At 47.8% G+C, this 15466-nt stretch carries 9 protein-coding genes; 7 read left to right on the forward strand and 2 right to left on the reverse strand.

The genetic code is table 11. The annotated features are described in order from the left end of the window. Positions 1-16: 16 nt before the first annotated feature. A complete protein-coding gene (locus tag ACLHR0_RS25505; protein ID WP_429063198.1) occupies positions 17-3379 on the reverse strand; it encodes a SusC/RagA family TonB-linked outer membrane protein in 3363 nt (1120 codons plus the stop codon). A gap of 378 nt (positions 3380-3757) precedes the next feature. Here ACLHR0_RS25505 and ACLHR0_RS25510 point away from each other — a divergent pair, with 378 nt between their 5' ends. After that, complete coding sequence (locus ACLHR0_RS25510; RefSeq protein WP_370908153.1) at positions 3758-4339, forward strand: RNA polymerase sigma factor; 582 nt, start codon at positions 3758-3760, stop codon at positions 4337-4339. 156 nt (positions 4340-4495) lie between these two features. Next, a complete protein-coding gene (locus tag ACLHR0_RS25515) occupies positions 4496-5143 on the forward strand; it encodes a hypothetical protein (protein ID WP_436490448.1) in 648 nt (215 codons plus the stop codon). Positions 5144-5313: 170 nt separating this feature from the next. Here ACLHR0_RS25515 and ACLHR0_RS25520 read toward each other — a convergent pair whose 3' ends face one another. Further along, positions 5314-7152, reverse strand: coding sequence for a hypothetical protein (locus ACLHR0_RS25520; protein WP_436490450.1), 1839 nt, complete (start codon positions 7150-7152; stop codon positions 5314-5316). A gap of 272 nt (positions 7153-7424) precedes the next feature. Between ACLHR0_RS25520 and ACLHR0_RS25525 the strand changes: the two genes are divergently transcribed. The 5 genes from ACLHR0_RS25525 to ACLHR0_RS25545 all read left to right on the forward strand — a co-directional run bounded on the left by ACLHR0_RS25525 (position 7425) and on the right by ACLHR0_RS25545 (position 15415). Continuing rightward, positions 7425-7997: a sigma-70 family RNA polymerase sigma factor gene (locus tag ACLHR0_RS25525; RefSeq protein WP_370908150.1), complete on the forward strand. Its 573-nt coding sequence runs from the start codon at positions 7425-7427 to the stop codon at positions 7995-7997. Between the two features lie 67 nt (positions 7998-8064). Then, positions 8065-9105, forward strand: coding sequence for a FecR family protein (locus ACLHR0_RS25530; protein WP_436490452.1), 1041 nt, complete (start codon positions 8065-8067; stop codon positions 9103-9105). Positions 9106-9283: 178 nt separating this feature from the next. Further along, positions 9284-12457 carry a SusC/RagA family TonB-linked outer membrane protein gene (locus tag ACLHR0_RS25535; protein WP_436490453.1) on the forward strand — a complete coding sequence of 1058 codons (3174 nt, stop codon included), beginning with the start codon at positions 9284-9286 and terminating at the stop codon, positions 12455-12457. Between the two features lie 24 nt (positions 12458-12481). Beyond that, positions 12482-13882, forward strand: a complete 1401-nt coding sequence (locus ACLHR0_RS25540; RefSeq protein ID WP_436490455.1) for a RagB/SusD family nutrient uptake outer membrane protein — start codon at positions 12482-12484, stop codon at positions 13880-13882. A gap of 72 nt (positions 13883-13954) precedes the next feature. Next, positions 13955-15415: a glycoside hydrolase family 30 protein gene (locus tag ACLHR0_RS25545; RefSeq protein WP_436490457.1), complete on the forward strand. Its 1461-nt coding sequence runs from the start codon at positions 13955-13957 to the stop codon at positions 15413-15415. Positions 15416-15466: the final 51 nt, after the last annotated feature.

The following is a 15466-nucleotide window of genomic DNA, read 5'->3' on the forward strand; positions in this document are numbered from 1 at the left end:
ATGAATACTTTTTGGATTAGAGGCTTACTTTCAGTGAAACGGTTACCTGTTTGTTGACAGGCATTGCTACCCCGCCGGTATTATAAAATTCCGGGTCCTGCCCATGCAGGCGTTCGTCGGCGTAGATAAGCCATAAGTTGTTTCCTGTAGCCGTGAGTGATCCGCCTTTTAATCCTATGCGGCCCAGCAATGGCGCGGGGATCTGGTAACTGAGGGTCACTGATTTTAATCTTACAAATCCACCATCTGCTATGCGGTCGCTGGAAAAATTATAGTTATTATATGGATAGGCTGTATTTGACAGCAGATCTGTTTGTGTATAGATGTCTGCCACAGAGGGGATATTGGTTTTCTTCTCATCTCCGGGTAAACTCCATCTTCCTTTAAATTCATTTGGCAGCGAGTTAAAATCGGTGTAATCGGTAGTGTATACCGGTGTAAGCCTGATCTTATTTCCTGCCTGGTAAGTAATGAGTGCGCTGAGGGAGAAATCCTTATACCGGAAGGTGTTGCTCCAGCCGCCGGTAATGGTCGGATCGGCGGGGCCTTCGTACTTCAGGTATTTCACATTATGACTTTGCAGGTACACGCCGGACGATACCGTGCCGGTGTCGTTGATAAAGCGTGCCACGCCGGTGTATGGGTCCAGTCCTGCGTTTTGCAGGGAGAACAGTCCGCGTACAGGGTAGCCTTCCAGTGCGCCGCCACCTTCACCCACCAGGTCGAAGATGACCGGGTTGTTTCTGGCATTGGTGATAAGGGTATTATTATAACTGAAGATGAACGTACTCGTAAGGCCTACATTTTTTTGCGCGATGATTTTGCCGGTAAGGGCTACATCCACGCCATGTGATTTCATATCGGCATAGTTGGCGAATTGATTTACCTGTCCGCCTACGCCGGAAGTTTTAATAAGACCGATCAGGTCAAAACTTTTTCTCCGGTAGTAGTCGAAGGTAAGTCCGAGTCTTTCATCAAAAAATCCCATATCCGCTCCGAGGTCCAGTTCATATTTTTTCTCCCAGGTAAGATCCGAGTTTTCGAGCGCCTGTATGAGGATGGCTGTTTGCTGATCTACGAGATATGGCCGGGCGGTAACAAAGGACCGCAGGATAGCGGTGGTATTGGTAGCGGCGCCGGTGCTGGCGTTCAGGCCATAGCTGGCTTTGAGCATCAGGTGACTGACCGCGGAAGAGTTTTTAAGGAATGCTTCCTGGTCCACATTCCAGTTACCGGCAACGGTCCAGGTAGGCAGCCAGCGTGCACTGGGAGAGCTGCCAAGCCTGTTGGAACCATCTTCACGGACGGTGGCCTGCAGGGTGTATTTACTTTTATAGGTATAACTGGCATTGGCGTAAAAGGCGATGAACCGGTCGAAGTCGTTGCTCACACCATAGTAGGTTTGGTTTTTCTCTGTCATTTTTTTGATGAAGAGATAATCTACAAACGGTGTTCCGCCGCTGTTGTATTGATAACCCACGCCTACGTTGTTGGACGTCTGGCGGTCGGCATATTTTACTTCCTGGCCAACCAGTGCGGATACCTGGTGTTCATCGTCGTTGAACGACTGGTTATAGTTGAACTGGTTACGGAACGTATAGTTTTTCAGTTCCACATCATTTCTCCGGTAAAATCCTCCGTAGGGCAGTACTACTACAGCCGGGTCGTTGGGGAAGTCGGGGTTTTTGTAGAGAAATGGATTCCGCTGATTGATGATGCTGTTGCCATTGGCGCGGTAGGAATTGGCTTCATTGGAGTTTTCATTTGATTTATGCTCCGCACTTGTCCGTGCATAACGGATGGCGCCGGTAAAATCATAATTAAAGTGGGGACTGAATTTATAATTCAGGTTACCCTGTAATCTGAAATCGATGACGTTAAGGTCTGTAAAATTATTCCTGGTTTCTTCAATGATGTTGAAGGGGGCAAAGTTTCGCGTAAAGTATTCGAGTTGACCGTTTTCATCGTACGCCCTGAGTGCCCTGCTGGTGCTGAGTGCGTAGGAGAAAGGATTGATATCGAAGTCCCTGGTATAGGTGCCCTGTACTTTGTCAGATACGCGGTCTTCTGTGCCTGGTGCGCGTTGCTGGCGTACGTTACCGTTGATCTGGAGGCCGTAGCTTAGCTTATTATTAGGTGTATAGTTGGCGCGCATATTCACCGTATATCGCTTCACGTTGTCTGCAATGGTCCATCCGGCGTCGTTATAGAAGCTGGTGGAAAGATACAGTTGTGATTTTTCGTTGCCGGTGGACAGGCTCAGTGAGTGTTCCTGGGTGAGGGAATTACGGAACAGGATATCGAACCAGTCGGTGTTTGCGTTGGCATATTGCATGAGCCATTGCTGCCGTGCTTCCGGGGTGTTCAGTACCGAAAATTTATCGCTGCCATCGGGATATTGGAGCAGGCGCCCCAGTTTTCCGTAGATGCCCGACGTACGTTCGTTGATCTGTTCGGAATACTGGAGCAGTTGTTTACGTTCCAGTTCAGCATATACCGACATCTGGTCGGCGGAGTTCATGATATCGTAGTTTTCGTAGGAGGGTTTCAGTTGTACGCCGAAGTTGCCGGTATACGCCACTGCCGCCCTGCCTGCCTTACCTTTTTTGGTGGTGATAACGATTACGCCGTTCATGGCGCGGGCGCCATAGAGCGCGGTAGCCGCCGCATCTTTCAGGATATCGAACGTTTCAATATCGTTAGCATTCAGTCCGGCTACGGCAGACCCCAGGAGCGTATTGATATTACCGCTGGTGAGCTGTTCGTTGGAAACGTTTACAATATCTTCCAGTACCACGCCGTCTACCACCCACAGTGGCTTGTTTTCACCGGAGATAGAAGTAGCGCCGCGGATACGCACTTTAGGCGCAGAACCGAATGTACCGGAAACGTTTTGCACGCTTACCCCGGCAGCACGGCCCTCCAGCATACGGCTTACGTCCTGTACGCCGTCTATTTTCACATTATCCCCTTTGAGGGTAACGGCAGCGCCGGCAAATTTCTTACGGTCGATATTCTGGAAACCGGTTACTACTACGCCTCCCAGTTCTGTTACATCTTCTTCGAGGGAAATTACCAGGTTGTTGGTGGCTCTTACTTCGCGGGTTTTATAGCCCACGGCAGATATCACGAGCGTGGCGCCATCCGGTACTTCGAGGTCAAATGCACCTGCGGTGTTGGTAATAGCGCCCCTCGTAGTGCCTTTTACTTTTACCGAGGCGCCGGGTAGTGGTTCTCCTTTGTTGTTGCGGATGATTCCGTGCACAGGTGCCGCAGCTTTGACGGTTTGCCGCAGTACGCCGGGAGGGAGTTTTTCCAGGGAATCCCTGGCGCTTGCCTGCAAAGAAAGCGCGAGCAGAAAAAGGGACAGTAGCTTCATAGTTAACAGCGATTTAATTGAATATAATCCGGGCAATGTAGGGTAGGGAAACGCACCCAGCTTTCTACATCTTTTGGTTGAATGCATATGAGGCAATAAGGGTTTAATATTACATTCTGGTTGATATCACTATCGCTTCCCGGCAGTATTGATGATGGCTCCGACTTGATAAATAAAGCAAAAACTTACCGGGTATCTTATCTTCTTCAGTACTTTATCATAGTGTATAAGGCTAATTTAACTAAAATTATTATACCATCAGGAGCAAAAAAACAGGAACGGTTAATTTCGTCCCGGCAACGGTTGCGCATTTTGCCGTAAACGATTTTTGCTGTATTTTGCCCCTTCTTATGAAACTAATCCCATTATTCCAACATCATGCATGATAATGAATTATGGTACTCCTATAAAGAAGGAGATGTAAAAGCCCTGGAAGGATTATATGAATTGTATTATTCCCCGCTCACGAACTACGGATTTAAATTTACGCCCGATAATGTATGCATAGAAGAAAGCATGCAGGATCTTTTCCTGAAGCTATGGCAAAACAGGGAGCGTATTGAAAGTCCGGCAGTGGTGAAACAGTACATGTATCTTTCTTTCCGGCGTATCCTGCTTCGGAAGCTGGATTATAATCCTTCGCGGCATGAGGAAGAGCTGAGTGGAGAACATATTCCTTTTCAACTGGAACTTATCGGCGGGCATCCGATGGTGAGGAAAGAGCGTATGGAGGAACTTACTGCCAAAGTAGATATGTTGCTCTCTATTCTTACTAACCGGCAACGGGAGGCGGTATTCCTGAAATACTATGAGGATCTTTCTTACGAAGAGATCGCTGACATTATGCACATGAATGTAGTGGGCGCCTACAAGCTGATATATAGTGCGCTCGAAAGTTTGCGCGAACAGTTTGGCGACTTCACTTTACTCCTGATCCTTTACGTTTTAAAACGGGCCTGAGAATTGAAACTAATGGATAAAAAAGGAAGTGTCACTTTTTTATTTTTGGTCGTTCGGTGTTGTTATCTTTTTTAAAACTTAGTGCTGGGTACATTGTAAGTTGTTGATATTCAATATGTTTTTTATTTTTCGTTGATTTGAATTATAATTGCATAAATGATCTCAGATGAAATCAGACAAAAACTTCAAAATATCATTAGAGGAGATGTCCTCGAAGGGCAAGAAGATCATTGCACAACAATCAGAAATCTCCTTGTCCAAAGCTTTGGCTCAAGTCCGACTGTTAAAGGAGAATTCGAAAGTCGCTCAATTCTCAAAGAAAAGCAGGCTACCTTCCTAAAAACTCACGTTGAAAAAAATGGTGGATGGCTAACAGCCCTACCAAAGGGAAGTCAATATTTAACCCACGGAGGTGAAGCCAAAATTTATCTTGCTTCAGATCAAAGACATGTAATCAAAATTAATGATGCTGTTTATTACGCTACCTGGTTGGAGTATTTTAATAGTCTGGTAATCCATAATATACTGTTTCCTAATACCGCCTATGAGTTGATTGGTATTACCTCTAATAAAGATGCACCGTTACTCGCTGTCCTCAAACAGCCATTTGTTGAAGGGGAGCAAGCAGACCTGACAGCAATCAGGGAACATCTCACCTACAATGGTTTTCTAAACACCAGGCGACAGGATTATTTCAATGAAGAGTTTGGGTTGATATTAGAAGACATGCATGATGAAAACGTTATCGCAAAGAACGACGTACTTTTTTTTATTGATACTGTTTTTTACATTATGGCGAAATAATTTGTGAATAAAAGGCTGCCCTTTTGAAAAGGGACTAAAAAAGTATCTTGAAACAAAAAAGGTAATCGGCCATACGGAATCTGGTTTTAAAAACTTCATACAAATCAAATAAAAAGGGGCAGTTCATAAATCATGAACCGCCCCATTCCTTTTAAGACAGCTTTTTTATGTTAAGCTGTTTTGCAGAAAGCAATATGATCATGTACCTGTGGTATTTTCTGGTAGCCGTTGGTAAGACCTAATTGCAGATCCAGCCAGAGAATATACGCGCAGGGTTCCATTCCGGCGGTAGAGAATACCAGGCTGTTGTTATGGTATTCCGCTGCTGCTGGTGGTGGTCCGCCGTGGAAGGACGCCGGGAGTACCGGGTTGCCTTCAAAGCGGATGGTGAATGCCTCGATGTGCGGGTGGGCAATGGTGTATTGCGCGGTAACGGTAGTGGTGATGCCTCCGCAACCATGGCCGCTGCCGGTAGTTTCCCCGATTTCCAGCATGGCTGCCGCGAGGATATTTTCATCGCCGGTATAGCCCCATCCCGGGTGTCTTCTTTGTTTATAATTCACATTGGACACGACTATTTTCTCCAAGGTGTTGATAGCGGTGAGTGTAGTAGTGCCAACTTTTCTTGCTTCGAAGATAATTTTGAAAGTATGGATGCCTGCCCTTTGCGTAGGTGGTACGGCGTTGCCGGCTACGAGCACAGCGGGGGCGGTGAGATCGAAATTATCCCTTGCGAAGGTGGTGCCGGCGGCATTGAGTGCCAGCTGGGAAGTGTTGAGGATAGCCAGTACACCATTAGTAGGGGTGAAGATACCAGTGGTTAAGTTATTGCCGCGTGGTACCGGGATCCACACTTCTCCGGCGCCGTTGATGGCCGGGGTAACAATGACTGCGTCGTGCGTCCAGGTGGTGGGGCCGGTTTGTTTCAGCAGTTCACCGATCTTGAATGGCAGCAGGGCGCTGAGTACCTGTGTGGCGCTGAGTTCGTAGCTGGTGTCGGCGTTGATGATGCGGAAGCGGTATTCCATTTCATTGGAGTTGGTGCCGCTGGGCAGGGTGCCGTTAAGATCAAGCGCACCGTAGAAAGAAAGACGCGGCACATCTGTAGTATAACCCTGTGCATCAAACTGGGCGCCGGTGGGGCCTATGTCGTAGGCGCCTACTCTTTCAAAGAGGGCGGGTACTTCATTATTAGGTGTGATATCATCCGGTACGCAGAGTTCTATGCAGAAGCAGGGGCCGCGGTTGGTACGGTCGGCGCGATGGCCCACGCTGCGGTCTTCTTTCAGCAATACGGCGCCCGATACGGGTTCGGTGATGCTGAAATAGAGATCGGGTCCTGCCGGCCATTCCACATTGAGCCAGGGCGACAGCAGCGTTTGGCTGAAGTCGGCCATGGTATAATCTATCCGGAAATGCCCGGTGGCATCGGTGAGCTGACTGCCGAGCGGGTCGTCCTGGAGCCAGTCTACATCAAAAGCGGCTACGCGCAGGCCTTCGAGGGGTTTCTGGGTTTTACAGTTGATCACGCGGCCGCAAATGACCCATGCATCGTATTTCGCGCGGATGAGACACCACCAGCGGTTGGGGATTACATATTCCCAGGAGGCGAAGAAATCATTTTCCTGTCCGCGCCACCGTGGTTGGAGGGTAGTGATATGAAACTGCAGGGTAGGCAGTTTGCCCGGGTAAGGTTTGGGGCGTGGCACATTGCCGCATTCGAAGTCGATCTCGAAGGCTTCGCCTTCATATTTACTTTCCCTTCCAAGAGAAAAGGCGAAGTTGCCTTCCGCATCGGTGAGGGCTTCTGCCAGCAGGTTGCCGGCTTTCTTTTTGGCTTCTTCTGCAGATACTTCATGGAAGGTTTCCTTCTCTGCAGCAGTAGCCTGCAGGACAACTTCCCGGGAAACGGCGGCCCGGTAAAGCCGGATCTTAACATTGGCAATGGCTTCTATGCAATATTTATCGCACAGGAGGCCCTTTAAATTGCCTTTGAACTGGTAGCTCATGACATTATTTTTTGGGGTTATTTTAAATCGGAAGCAGGTGCTTTTGGGGTGTTCTTCACTAGAATTTTTTGGGGACTGTTTGTGCTGTTATAATGGCCCCTGCTTCTTTAACAAATCTCCACCTAAATTCCTTCGTTATCAAGAGGATAAGTGCGGGAAATGCCAAATGCGTATATATCGCGCGGTGGCGGGAATGCGCTGATAAATGGAAAGGTATTTTGGGCATCCGGGATAAAAGCGCTTATTTTGCCGGTTAGGTTTGGTAGAGCAACATGAAAGAAGATAGCAGCAATTATTCCCTGTATGATGAGGAGGATTTGGTGACAGCTTTCCAGGTGAGTGAGGATATGCGTGCGTTTGAAGAAATCTATAAAAGATTCTGGTTCAAACTATACAGCGCTGCTGTGAAGCGCACAAGTTCCCAGCACGAGGCGGAAGAGCTGATCCAGACCATTTTTGAGCGGTTGTGGACCAACCGGCGCAAGGTGGTGATCCATAATATAGGCGCTTACCTGGCTGTTTCGCTCAGAAATAGCCTGCACGATTCCCAGCGCAGGAAGATGACGGCAGAAAAATACATGGAAACACTGGACACCGATCCATTGGTAAATACAACGGAAGAAGATGTAAACAGGGAGCTTCTCCTGAAAGACATCGAAAAAACGTTGCGGGAGCTGCCGGAGAAAACCCAGGCCGTTTTCCGGTTGAGCCGTTTTGAAAATAAGTCGGTCCGCGAAATAGCAGGCAACCTCGATCTCACCGAAAAGGCCGTGGAATATCATATCACAAAGGCTATAAAACTGCTGCGGCAGCGGCTCCGCGGCTATATGTCTTCCTTCCTGTAAAATTCTTTAAATTTTTTTTAGGGGTTTAATTCAGTTATGCGTCAATGTAATCAGATAAACTGATTCCATGAGCCAATATGAATTCGATGACCTGCTTGAAAAATATCTTTCGGGGCAATGCACCCCGCAGGAGGAAAAACTGGTATTGGCCTGGTACCGTTCATTTATCAACGAAAGTGAAATAGAGATATCTGCAGAAGAAAAGCAGCGCATTGAAAGCCGGATCTGGTCCAATGTAACTGCCACTGTTGGCAGTGGGGAACCGGAAACACCGGTAGTGCGGATGTGGCCCCGGCAGGTAGCGCGGTTAGCTATTGCGGGCTGCCTCGTACTGGCCGTTACAGGCGCCTGGTATTGGTGGTCGCAGCAACGGACCATTACGCCAAGGAACATATTTACGCAGGAGCCTATCCCGGGAGGATACGTATCCGTTTTCAATGAAACGGACAACAACCGGGAAGTGGTACTGAGTGACGGATCGGAGGTGAGGCTGGAACCGGGAAGCATAGTGTATTATCCGCCTGCATTCAGTGGTCATACAAGAGATGTGTACCTCAGCGGAAACGCATTTTTCCGGATAGCGCACGATGCCAGCAGGCATTTTATCGTACACACCAGCGAAGGAGTGCTGGCAGAGGTATTGGGAACCAGTTTTTATGTGAGCCACGACAAAGTAAGTCATAAAGTAGAAGTAGCCGTGGTAACCGGGAAAGTATCTGTTTATGAACGGAAGAAAAAGAATGATACTTTATTTACAGCATCTGCCAACAGCATTATTATTACACCCAACCAGAAGGTTACATATAAAACAGAAAATAACCAGTTCACCACCTCGCTGGTAGATGATCCAAAGCCGGTAACAGCAGCGGAAAAGCAGCCCACGTTCAGTTATGAAGATGCTTCGCTGGAAGAGGTATTAAAGGCTTTGGAGGATACTTATGCCATTACCATTGAAACAGATAACGGGCAATTCAGCCGTTGTCATTTTACAGGAGATATCACGAAACAACATCTATACGAGAAGCTGGACATTATTTGCCAATCTGTTCAGGCTTCATATGAAGTAAAGGGTACCACCATTTATATAAAAGGGAAAGGATGTAATTAATGAACATACTATAAAAGTCACTAAAACAAAAAAACTGGTAATGTGGGGCATTACCAGTTTAGTAAAATTAACCGTTTGCCGCGGTTAAAATGCGCTATGTCCGCAAACTTTCAATTAACGAAACAAAGCCACACAAGTTATGAAAAAAAAGCGATTCGCTGCCGTAATCTACTACGTTATGAGATTAACTGCTGTTCAACTTATTCTTGCTTCCGTTTTTTCACTGTCGCTGTACGCCAATAAGGTGAACTCACAGTCTGTGCTGGAAAAACCGATCTCCATTTCGGCAGAGCAAACTTCCGTGAGGAAGCTGCTGAACCAGATCCGGACCCAGACGGGCGTGAATTTCACCTATAGCAGCGATATGGTGGATGTAAACCGGAAGGTATCCGTAGAGCTGAAATCCAGACAGCTGAAGGAGTTTTTTGATGATATTTTAAAGCCTATGGGCATCGACTTTAAGGTGATCGACAGCCAGCAGATCCTGCTGTTCCTCACACCTGCCGATGGCCGTCAGAATATAGTGGTAACCGGTGTGGTAAACGGTGAAGACGGTTTACCGGTGCCCGGCGCTACCGTGAGAGTAAAAGGCAGCACCACAGGCACCACCACCTCCCCGGATGGTAAATTCACCCTTCCGGTCCCCGACAAACAGGCGGTACTGGTGATTTCGTTTATTGGTTATCAACCGCAGGAAGTGGTGGTAGGAGAACAAACGCACATCACCGTAAAGCTGACCGCAGAAAACAGTAAGCTGAATGAAGTGGTGGTAGTGGGTTATGGCACCCAGCGGAAGAAAGATATTACTGGTGCAGTATCTGTTGTGAAAGCAGACGCTTTTGAAAGCAGACCGATTGTAAGCGCCGCAGCAGGCTTACAGGGCCAGGCCGCCGGTGTAACCGTTACCGCGCCTTCCGGCAAACCCGGTGCAGGACTGAACGTGAGCATCCGTGGTAATACCTCCCTGAATGCCAGCAATAACCCACTGTTTGTAGTAGACGGGGTGATTGTGCCAAACATTGATTTCCTGAATCCGAGCGATATTGAAAGTTTCTCTGTGCTGAAAGATGCGTCTTCCGCCGCTATCTATGGCGCCAGCGGAGCGAATGGCGTGGTGCTCGTTACCACTAAAAAAGGAACCAGCCAGTCGAAAGTATTTGTAAACGCCTATACCGGCATGTCCAATTTCGCTAAGAAAATGGATGTACTAAATACAGCTCAATATCAAACGCTGATGGGCGAACTGGGCATCACCGATCCCAATAACCTGAACACCGACTGGCAGAAAGAAACATTTAAAACCGGCCGTGAGCAGAATATCCAGGTAGGTGTTTCCGGTGGTACCGAGAAAGGACATTACTATGTGTCCGGCGGTTACCAGAAACAAAAAGGAGTGGTGGCGCCGGCAGATTATGACCGTTATTCTGTAAGGGCCAACATCGATAATAAAGTGAAAGACTGGCTGACACTGGCCTCCAACCTGTCGTTCAACAGATCCGTTTACGTAGATGTGCCGGATAACAGCGGCGTAGCGAGAGGAGGCACCATCCTGTCGGCCTTAACATCACCGCCAACCATCGGTATTTATAACGCAGATGGCACCTATACATCTAACCCAAATAACAAAAGCTGGCAGAATCCTATCGCCTATGCTTTTGCACCACAGCAGAAAGCCATCAACAACCGTTTCCTGGGAAATGTAAGTGCGGACTTCACCATCCTGCCGGAACTGCATTTCCGTTCTAACCTCGGTGCGGAATCGGAAGGCTACCGGTATGATTATTTCCTGGACCCTTATTCTACTGATTACGGCGCGAAGGAAAAAATTGGTTATGGTAAATCCCAGTCGATCGAACGTTTTGTATGGTTATGGGAAAACACCGTGAGCTATAACAAACAGTTTGGCAAACACAATGTGGGTGCTATGGTTGGTCATACCATGCAGGAATCTGATTATAATTTCACCGATGATATTGCCAAAGGATATACCAGTGATAAGATACCTACGCTGACAGGTTCCACTATCCGTGAAAAACAGGAAGTAACGAAAAGTCAATGGGGCAAACGTTCTTACCTGGGCCGCCTGAATTATGGCTATGCCGATAAATACCTGTTCACCGCTACCATGCGATATGATGGCTCATCGAGGTTTGCACCCGATGCACGTTACGGATGGTTCCCGTCTGTATCAGCAGCATGGCGTATTTCCAATGAAGACTTCTTCAGCAAAGACGGTATCGTAAATGACCTGAAAATCCGTGCAGGCTGGGGTAAAACCGGAAACGACGGTATCGGCGATTACGACTGGCGCCGGCTGTTCAGCAGCAATGGCACCGGTGGTTTGAACTTCACCAACCTGCCAAAGAACGACCTGACCTGGGAGAAAACTACCCAGAGCAACGTGGGTGTGGACCTGAGTATCCTGAACAGCCGCATCAATATTACCGCTGATGCCTATATCAAGAAAACGAATGACCTGTTGGTGGATATCCAGCCACCCGCCAGTTCCGGCTTTGGTACCCAACGTTACAATGTGGGCAGCATAGAAAATAAAGGAGTAGAACTGAGTGTGAATGCACTGATCATCGATAAAGAAGTGAAATGGAATGCCAATGGTAATATTTCCATGAACCGCAATAAGGTCTTGAACCTCGGTCCTACACCAAGTTTAGGTTATGGAGATGTGTATGAAAGAGGTAACGCTATCCGCGTAGAACCGGGTCATCCCCTCGGTGCATTTTATGGTTACGTAGCACAGGGCGTTGATCCTGCTACCGGTAACATGATTTACGCAGACCTGGATGGCGACAAGAAGTTGTCTGATGGTGACCGCACCTGGATCGGCAATGCACAACCCGACTTTATCTATGGTTTCACAAATAGCATCAGTTACAAAGGCTTTGACCTGAATCTTTTCTTCCAGGGTATCCAGGGCAACGAGATATTCAACGCCACTCGTATGGAACTGGAAGGTTTGTACGACTCCAAGAACCAGAGTACCGCAGTATTGCGCCGCTGGAAACAGGCAGGGGATGTTACAGATATCCCAAAAGCTGAAAAAGGAAATACCATCAACAGTGCATCATCTTCCCGCTTCGTGGAAAACGGTTCTTACCTGCGCCTGAAATCAGCTACGCTGAGCTATAAATTTTCAAATGACCTGTTGAAACATATCGGCGTTGGCCGTTTGAATGTGTACGTGACAGGACAAAACCTGCTGACATTTACCAGGTACAAAGGACTGGATCCGGAGGTGAGCAAGGATGCAGCCAACGGTCCGGCTATGGGTATCGATTATGGAACCTATCCACAATCACGCGCCTTTATCTTTGGTTTGAATGCTGAGTTTTAGTCTTAACAATTAATTATTCCAAGTATGAAACAATTCACTTCTTATATAGCTACCGGTTTTCTCAGCGTGTCTTTGTTGTCATCCTGCACAAAGGATCTGCTGGACAAGAAGCCAATTTCCCAGTCGGAAACTGCCACTGCAGAGTCGCTGCTGCTGGGCGCCTACGATAATATGTATGATGAGTACTACACCTCCGATTTCCTGACCAACGGAGATGTGTCTGCAGATAATGGTTATGCAGGTGGTGACAACGCGGCAAACTTTTCCATTGATAAGTTCACCGTTAATTCCATCAACGGTAACGTGAAAAGAGACTGGAAATACCTGTACACCGATATAAAAAACTGTAACCTGATCCTCAGCATCACCCCCACCACGGATGATAAAGGATTAACACCTGAACGCCGCGAGGAGATCATGGGAGAGGCATCTTTCCTGCGCGCATGGCATTACTTCAACCTGATCAGAAGCTGGAAGGAAATCCCGATCATCACTGCTATTCCAACAGACCTGCAAAGTATGTACGTGGCTAAAAAGCCTGCGGAAGAAGTATATGCGCTGATCATTCAGGACCTGGAATATGCATTGACCCGTGTCCGTGATAATCCGCCTGCAGGTAACAAAGGGATTGTGGCGAAAGGAGCCGTAAATGCTTTGCTGGCAAAAGTATATGCACAGAAACCCAATCCCGACTGGAACAAAGTAGCTGCCTACTGTGATGCCGTAACCGCCGGTGGTTACGACCTGGTGCCGGATTTTGCTACCCTGTTTACCGTAGCAGGAAAGAATAATATTGAGTCCATCTGGGAAACACAATTTGATGGTGTTTTACACCAGAACTGGGTAACGGGTATGAATACACCGTTTATGTGGGGCGACTGGAAAAAATTCAATATTCCTTCGCATACAATCGTAGCTGCCTTTGATGCGGAAGGCGACGCGGTGCGGAAAGCGGCCAGCATTAAATTTGTGAATGTTTCCTGGACGGACGACTATTGGAAACAACCGGTCCCGGTGATCTATAAATACAACGACGCCGATGGTAAAAGCAATACTTACCGCCTGCGTTATGCCGACATCCTGTTGCTGAAAGCGGAAGCGTTAACAGAGCTGAACAAGCTGGATAACACTGCCAACGGCGCGCAATACTACATCAATAAAATCAGGCATCGTGCAAAGCTGGGCGACACCCCGGCCAAAACACAGGCAGCACTGCGCCTGGCAGTGGAAAAGGAAAGACAGCTGGAACTGGCGTTTGAAGGCCATCGCTGGTATGATTTGCTCCGCACTAACCGCGCCATCCCGGTAATGAATGCACAGAAAGATGGCAATGGCAACAACCTGAACTACAACGTAACTACGGATAAATTATACTTCCCTATTTCGCAGGACGAAATAGACAGCAATCCTAACATTAATAAGTAAGTGCAATTATAAAAATGAAAACGGAACAGGAGCCTGGATAACACCAGGCTCTTTGTTTAAATACCCTTTCATATGCAAAAAATATTTCGCCCTATATTATTTGCCGGCGGCCTTGCGCTGGCACTCTTCGCCTGCTCCGGCAGTAAAGGCATTACACAACCCTTAACACCGGTAGACACCAGTGGTGCTAACGGCGCCACAGTTAACTGGTGGGTTACCACCGGGGATCAGCAAAGCCTGTTGAAACCTGGAAACGGGCAGCCGGTATTCAGTAGCCCCAACGCCAACGGTTATACGACTATTGAAGTGGACAGCAGCACAGCTTTCCAGGAAGTAGATGGCTTTGGCTATACTCTTACCGGCGGCAGCGCGCAGCTGATCAATGCCATGAATGCCACCGCGAAGCAGCAACTGTTGCAGGAGCTGTTTGGTAATACCGCTAACAGCATTGGCATCAGTTACCTGCGCATCAGCATAGGCGCCTCTGATCTGAATGCCACGCCTTTTACCTATAATGATGTACCGGCAGGACAGACCGATTTATCATTGACGCATTTTTCACTGGAGGCAGATATGTCCGCAGGCACAGGTTTGATCCCTTTGCTGAAAGAAATACTGCTGATCAATCCGCAGCTGAAAATACTCGCAACGCCATGGAGCCCACCGGTATGGATGAAGGACAATGCTTCTTTTAAAGGAGGCGTCCTGCAAATAAAGTATTACGAAGTGTATGCACAATACCTGGTGAAATACCTGCAGCAGATGAAAGCAGCCGGTATTACTATTGATGCCATCACACCACAAAATGAACCATTGAATCCCGACAATAATCCCAGTCTGAAAATGGTGGCGGAAGCGCAGCGCGACTTTATCAAAAACAACCTGGGGCCGGCCTTTGCGGCGGCGGGAATCGCCACCAAAATTATTATATACGATCACAACTGCGATCACCCGGATTATCCGCTGACCATCCTCGCCGACGCAGCGGCCGCGAAGTTTGTGCATGGCAGTGCCTTTCACCTCTATGCTGGCGACATCAGCGCGTTATCTACTGTTCATGCTGCGGCGCCTGATAAGGCCTTGTATTTTACCGAGCAATGGACCAGTGCTACCGGCGGTTTCGACGGCGACCTGAAATGGCATATAAAAAATGTGATCATCGGGAGCATGCGTAATTATAGTCGTACTGCGCTGGAATGGAACCTGGCCAACGATCCTAATTACGGTCCGCATACCCCCGGCGGCTGCACCGAATGCAAAGGTGCGCTTACCGTCAGCGGCAGCAATGTTACGCGGAATGTGGCCTACTATATCATTGCACATGCATCCAAATTTGTACCTGCGGGTTCCGTACGGATTAGCAGCAACAATGGCGGGAATTTATACAGTGTGGCCTTTAAACGCCCAGATGGAAAAAAGGCGCTGATTGTATTGAATGATAATAATGCAGCTGCTTCTTTTAACCTGAAGTACCAGGGGAAGCAGGTGGTGCCTGTTTTACCTGCAGGCAGTGTGGCTACTTTTGTGTGGTAATTTTTTTTTCGGAGTTATGAAAGATGATCAGTTTTTACTGGTCATCTTTTT

The sequence above is a fragment of the Chitinophaga sp. ARDCPP14 genome, assembly GCF_051362515.1.
GTDB lineage: Bacteria > Bacteroidota > Bacteroidia > Chitinophagales > Chitinophagaceae > Chitinophaga.

Excerpts from the sequence above, each read along its gene's own strand:
- ACLHR0_RS25505 (WP_429063198.1), bottom strand. The coding sequence starts at position 3,379 with ATGAAGCTACTGTCCCTTTTTCTGCTCGCGCTTTCTTTGCAGGCAAGC.
- ACLHR0_RS25510 (WP_370908153.1), top strand. The coding sequence starts at position 3,758 with ATGCATGATAATGAATTATGGTACTCCTATAAAGAAGGAGATGTAAAA.
- ACLHR0_RS25515 (WP_436490448.1), top strand. The coding sequence starts at position 4,496 with ATGATCTCAGATGAAATCAGACAAAAACTTCAAAATATCATTAGAGGA.
- ACLHR0_RS25520 (WP_436490450.1), bottom strand. The coding sequence starts at position 7,152 with ATGAGCTACCAGTTCAAAGGCAATTTAAAGGGCCTCCTGTGCGATAAA.
- ACLHR0_RS25525 (WP_370908150.1), top strand. The coding sequence starts at position 7,425 with ATGAAAGAAGATAGCAGCAATTATTCCCTGTATGATGAGGAGGATTTG.
- ACLHR0_RS25530 (WP_436490452.1), top strand. The coding sequence starts at position 8,065 with ATGAGCCAATATGAATTCGATGACCTGCTTGAAAAATATCTTTCGGGG.
- ACLHR0_RS25535 (WP_436490453.1), top strand. The coding sequence starts at position 9,284 with ATGAGATTAACTGCTGTTCAACTTATTCTTGCTTCCGTTTTTTCACTG.
- ACLHR0_RS25540 (WP_436490455.1), top strand. The coding sequence starts at position 12,482 with ATGAAACAATTCACTTCTTATATAGCTACCGGTTTTCTCAGCGTGTCT.
- ACLHR0_RS25545 (WP_436490457.1), top strand. The coding sequence starts at position 13,955 with ATGCAAAAAATATTTCGCCCTATATTATTTGCCGGCGGCCTTGCGCTG.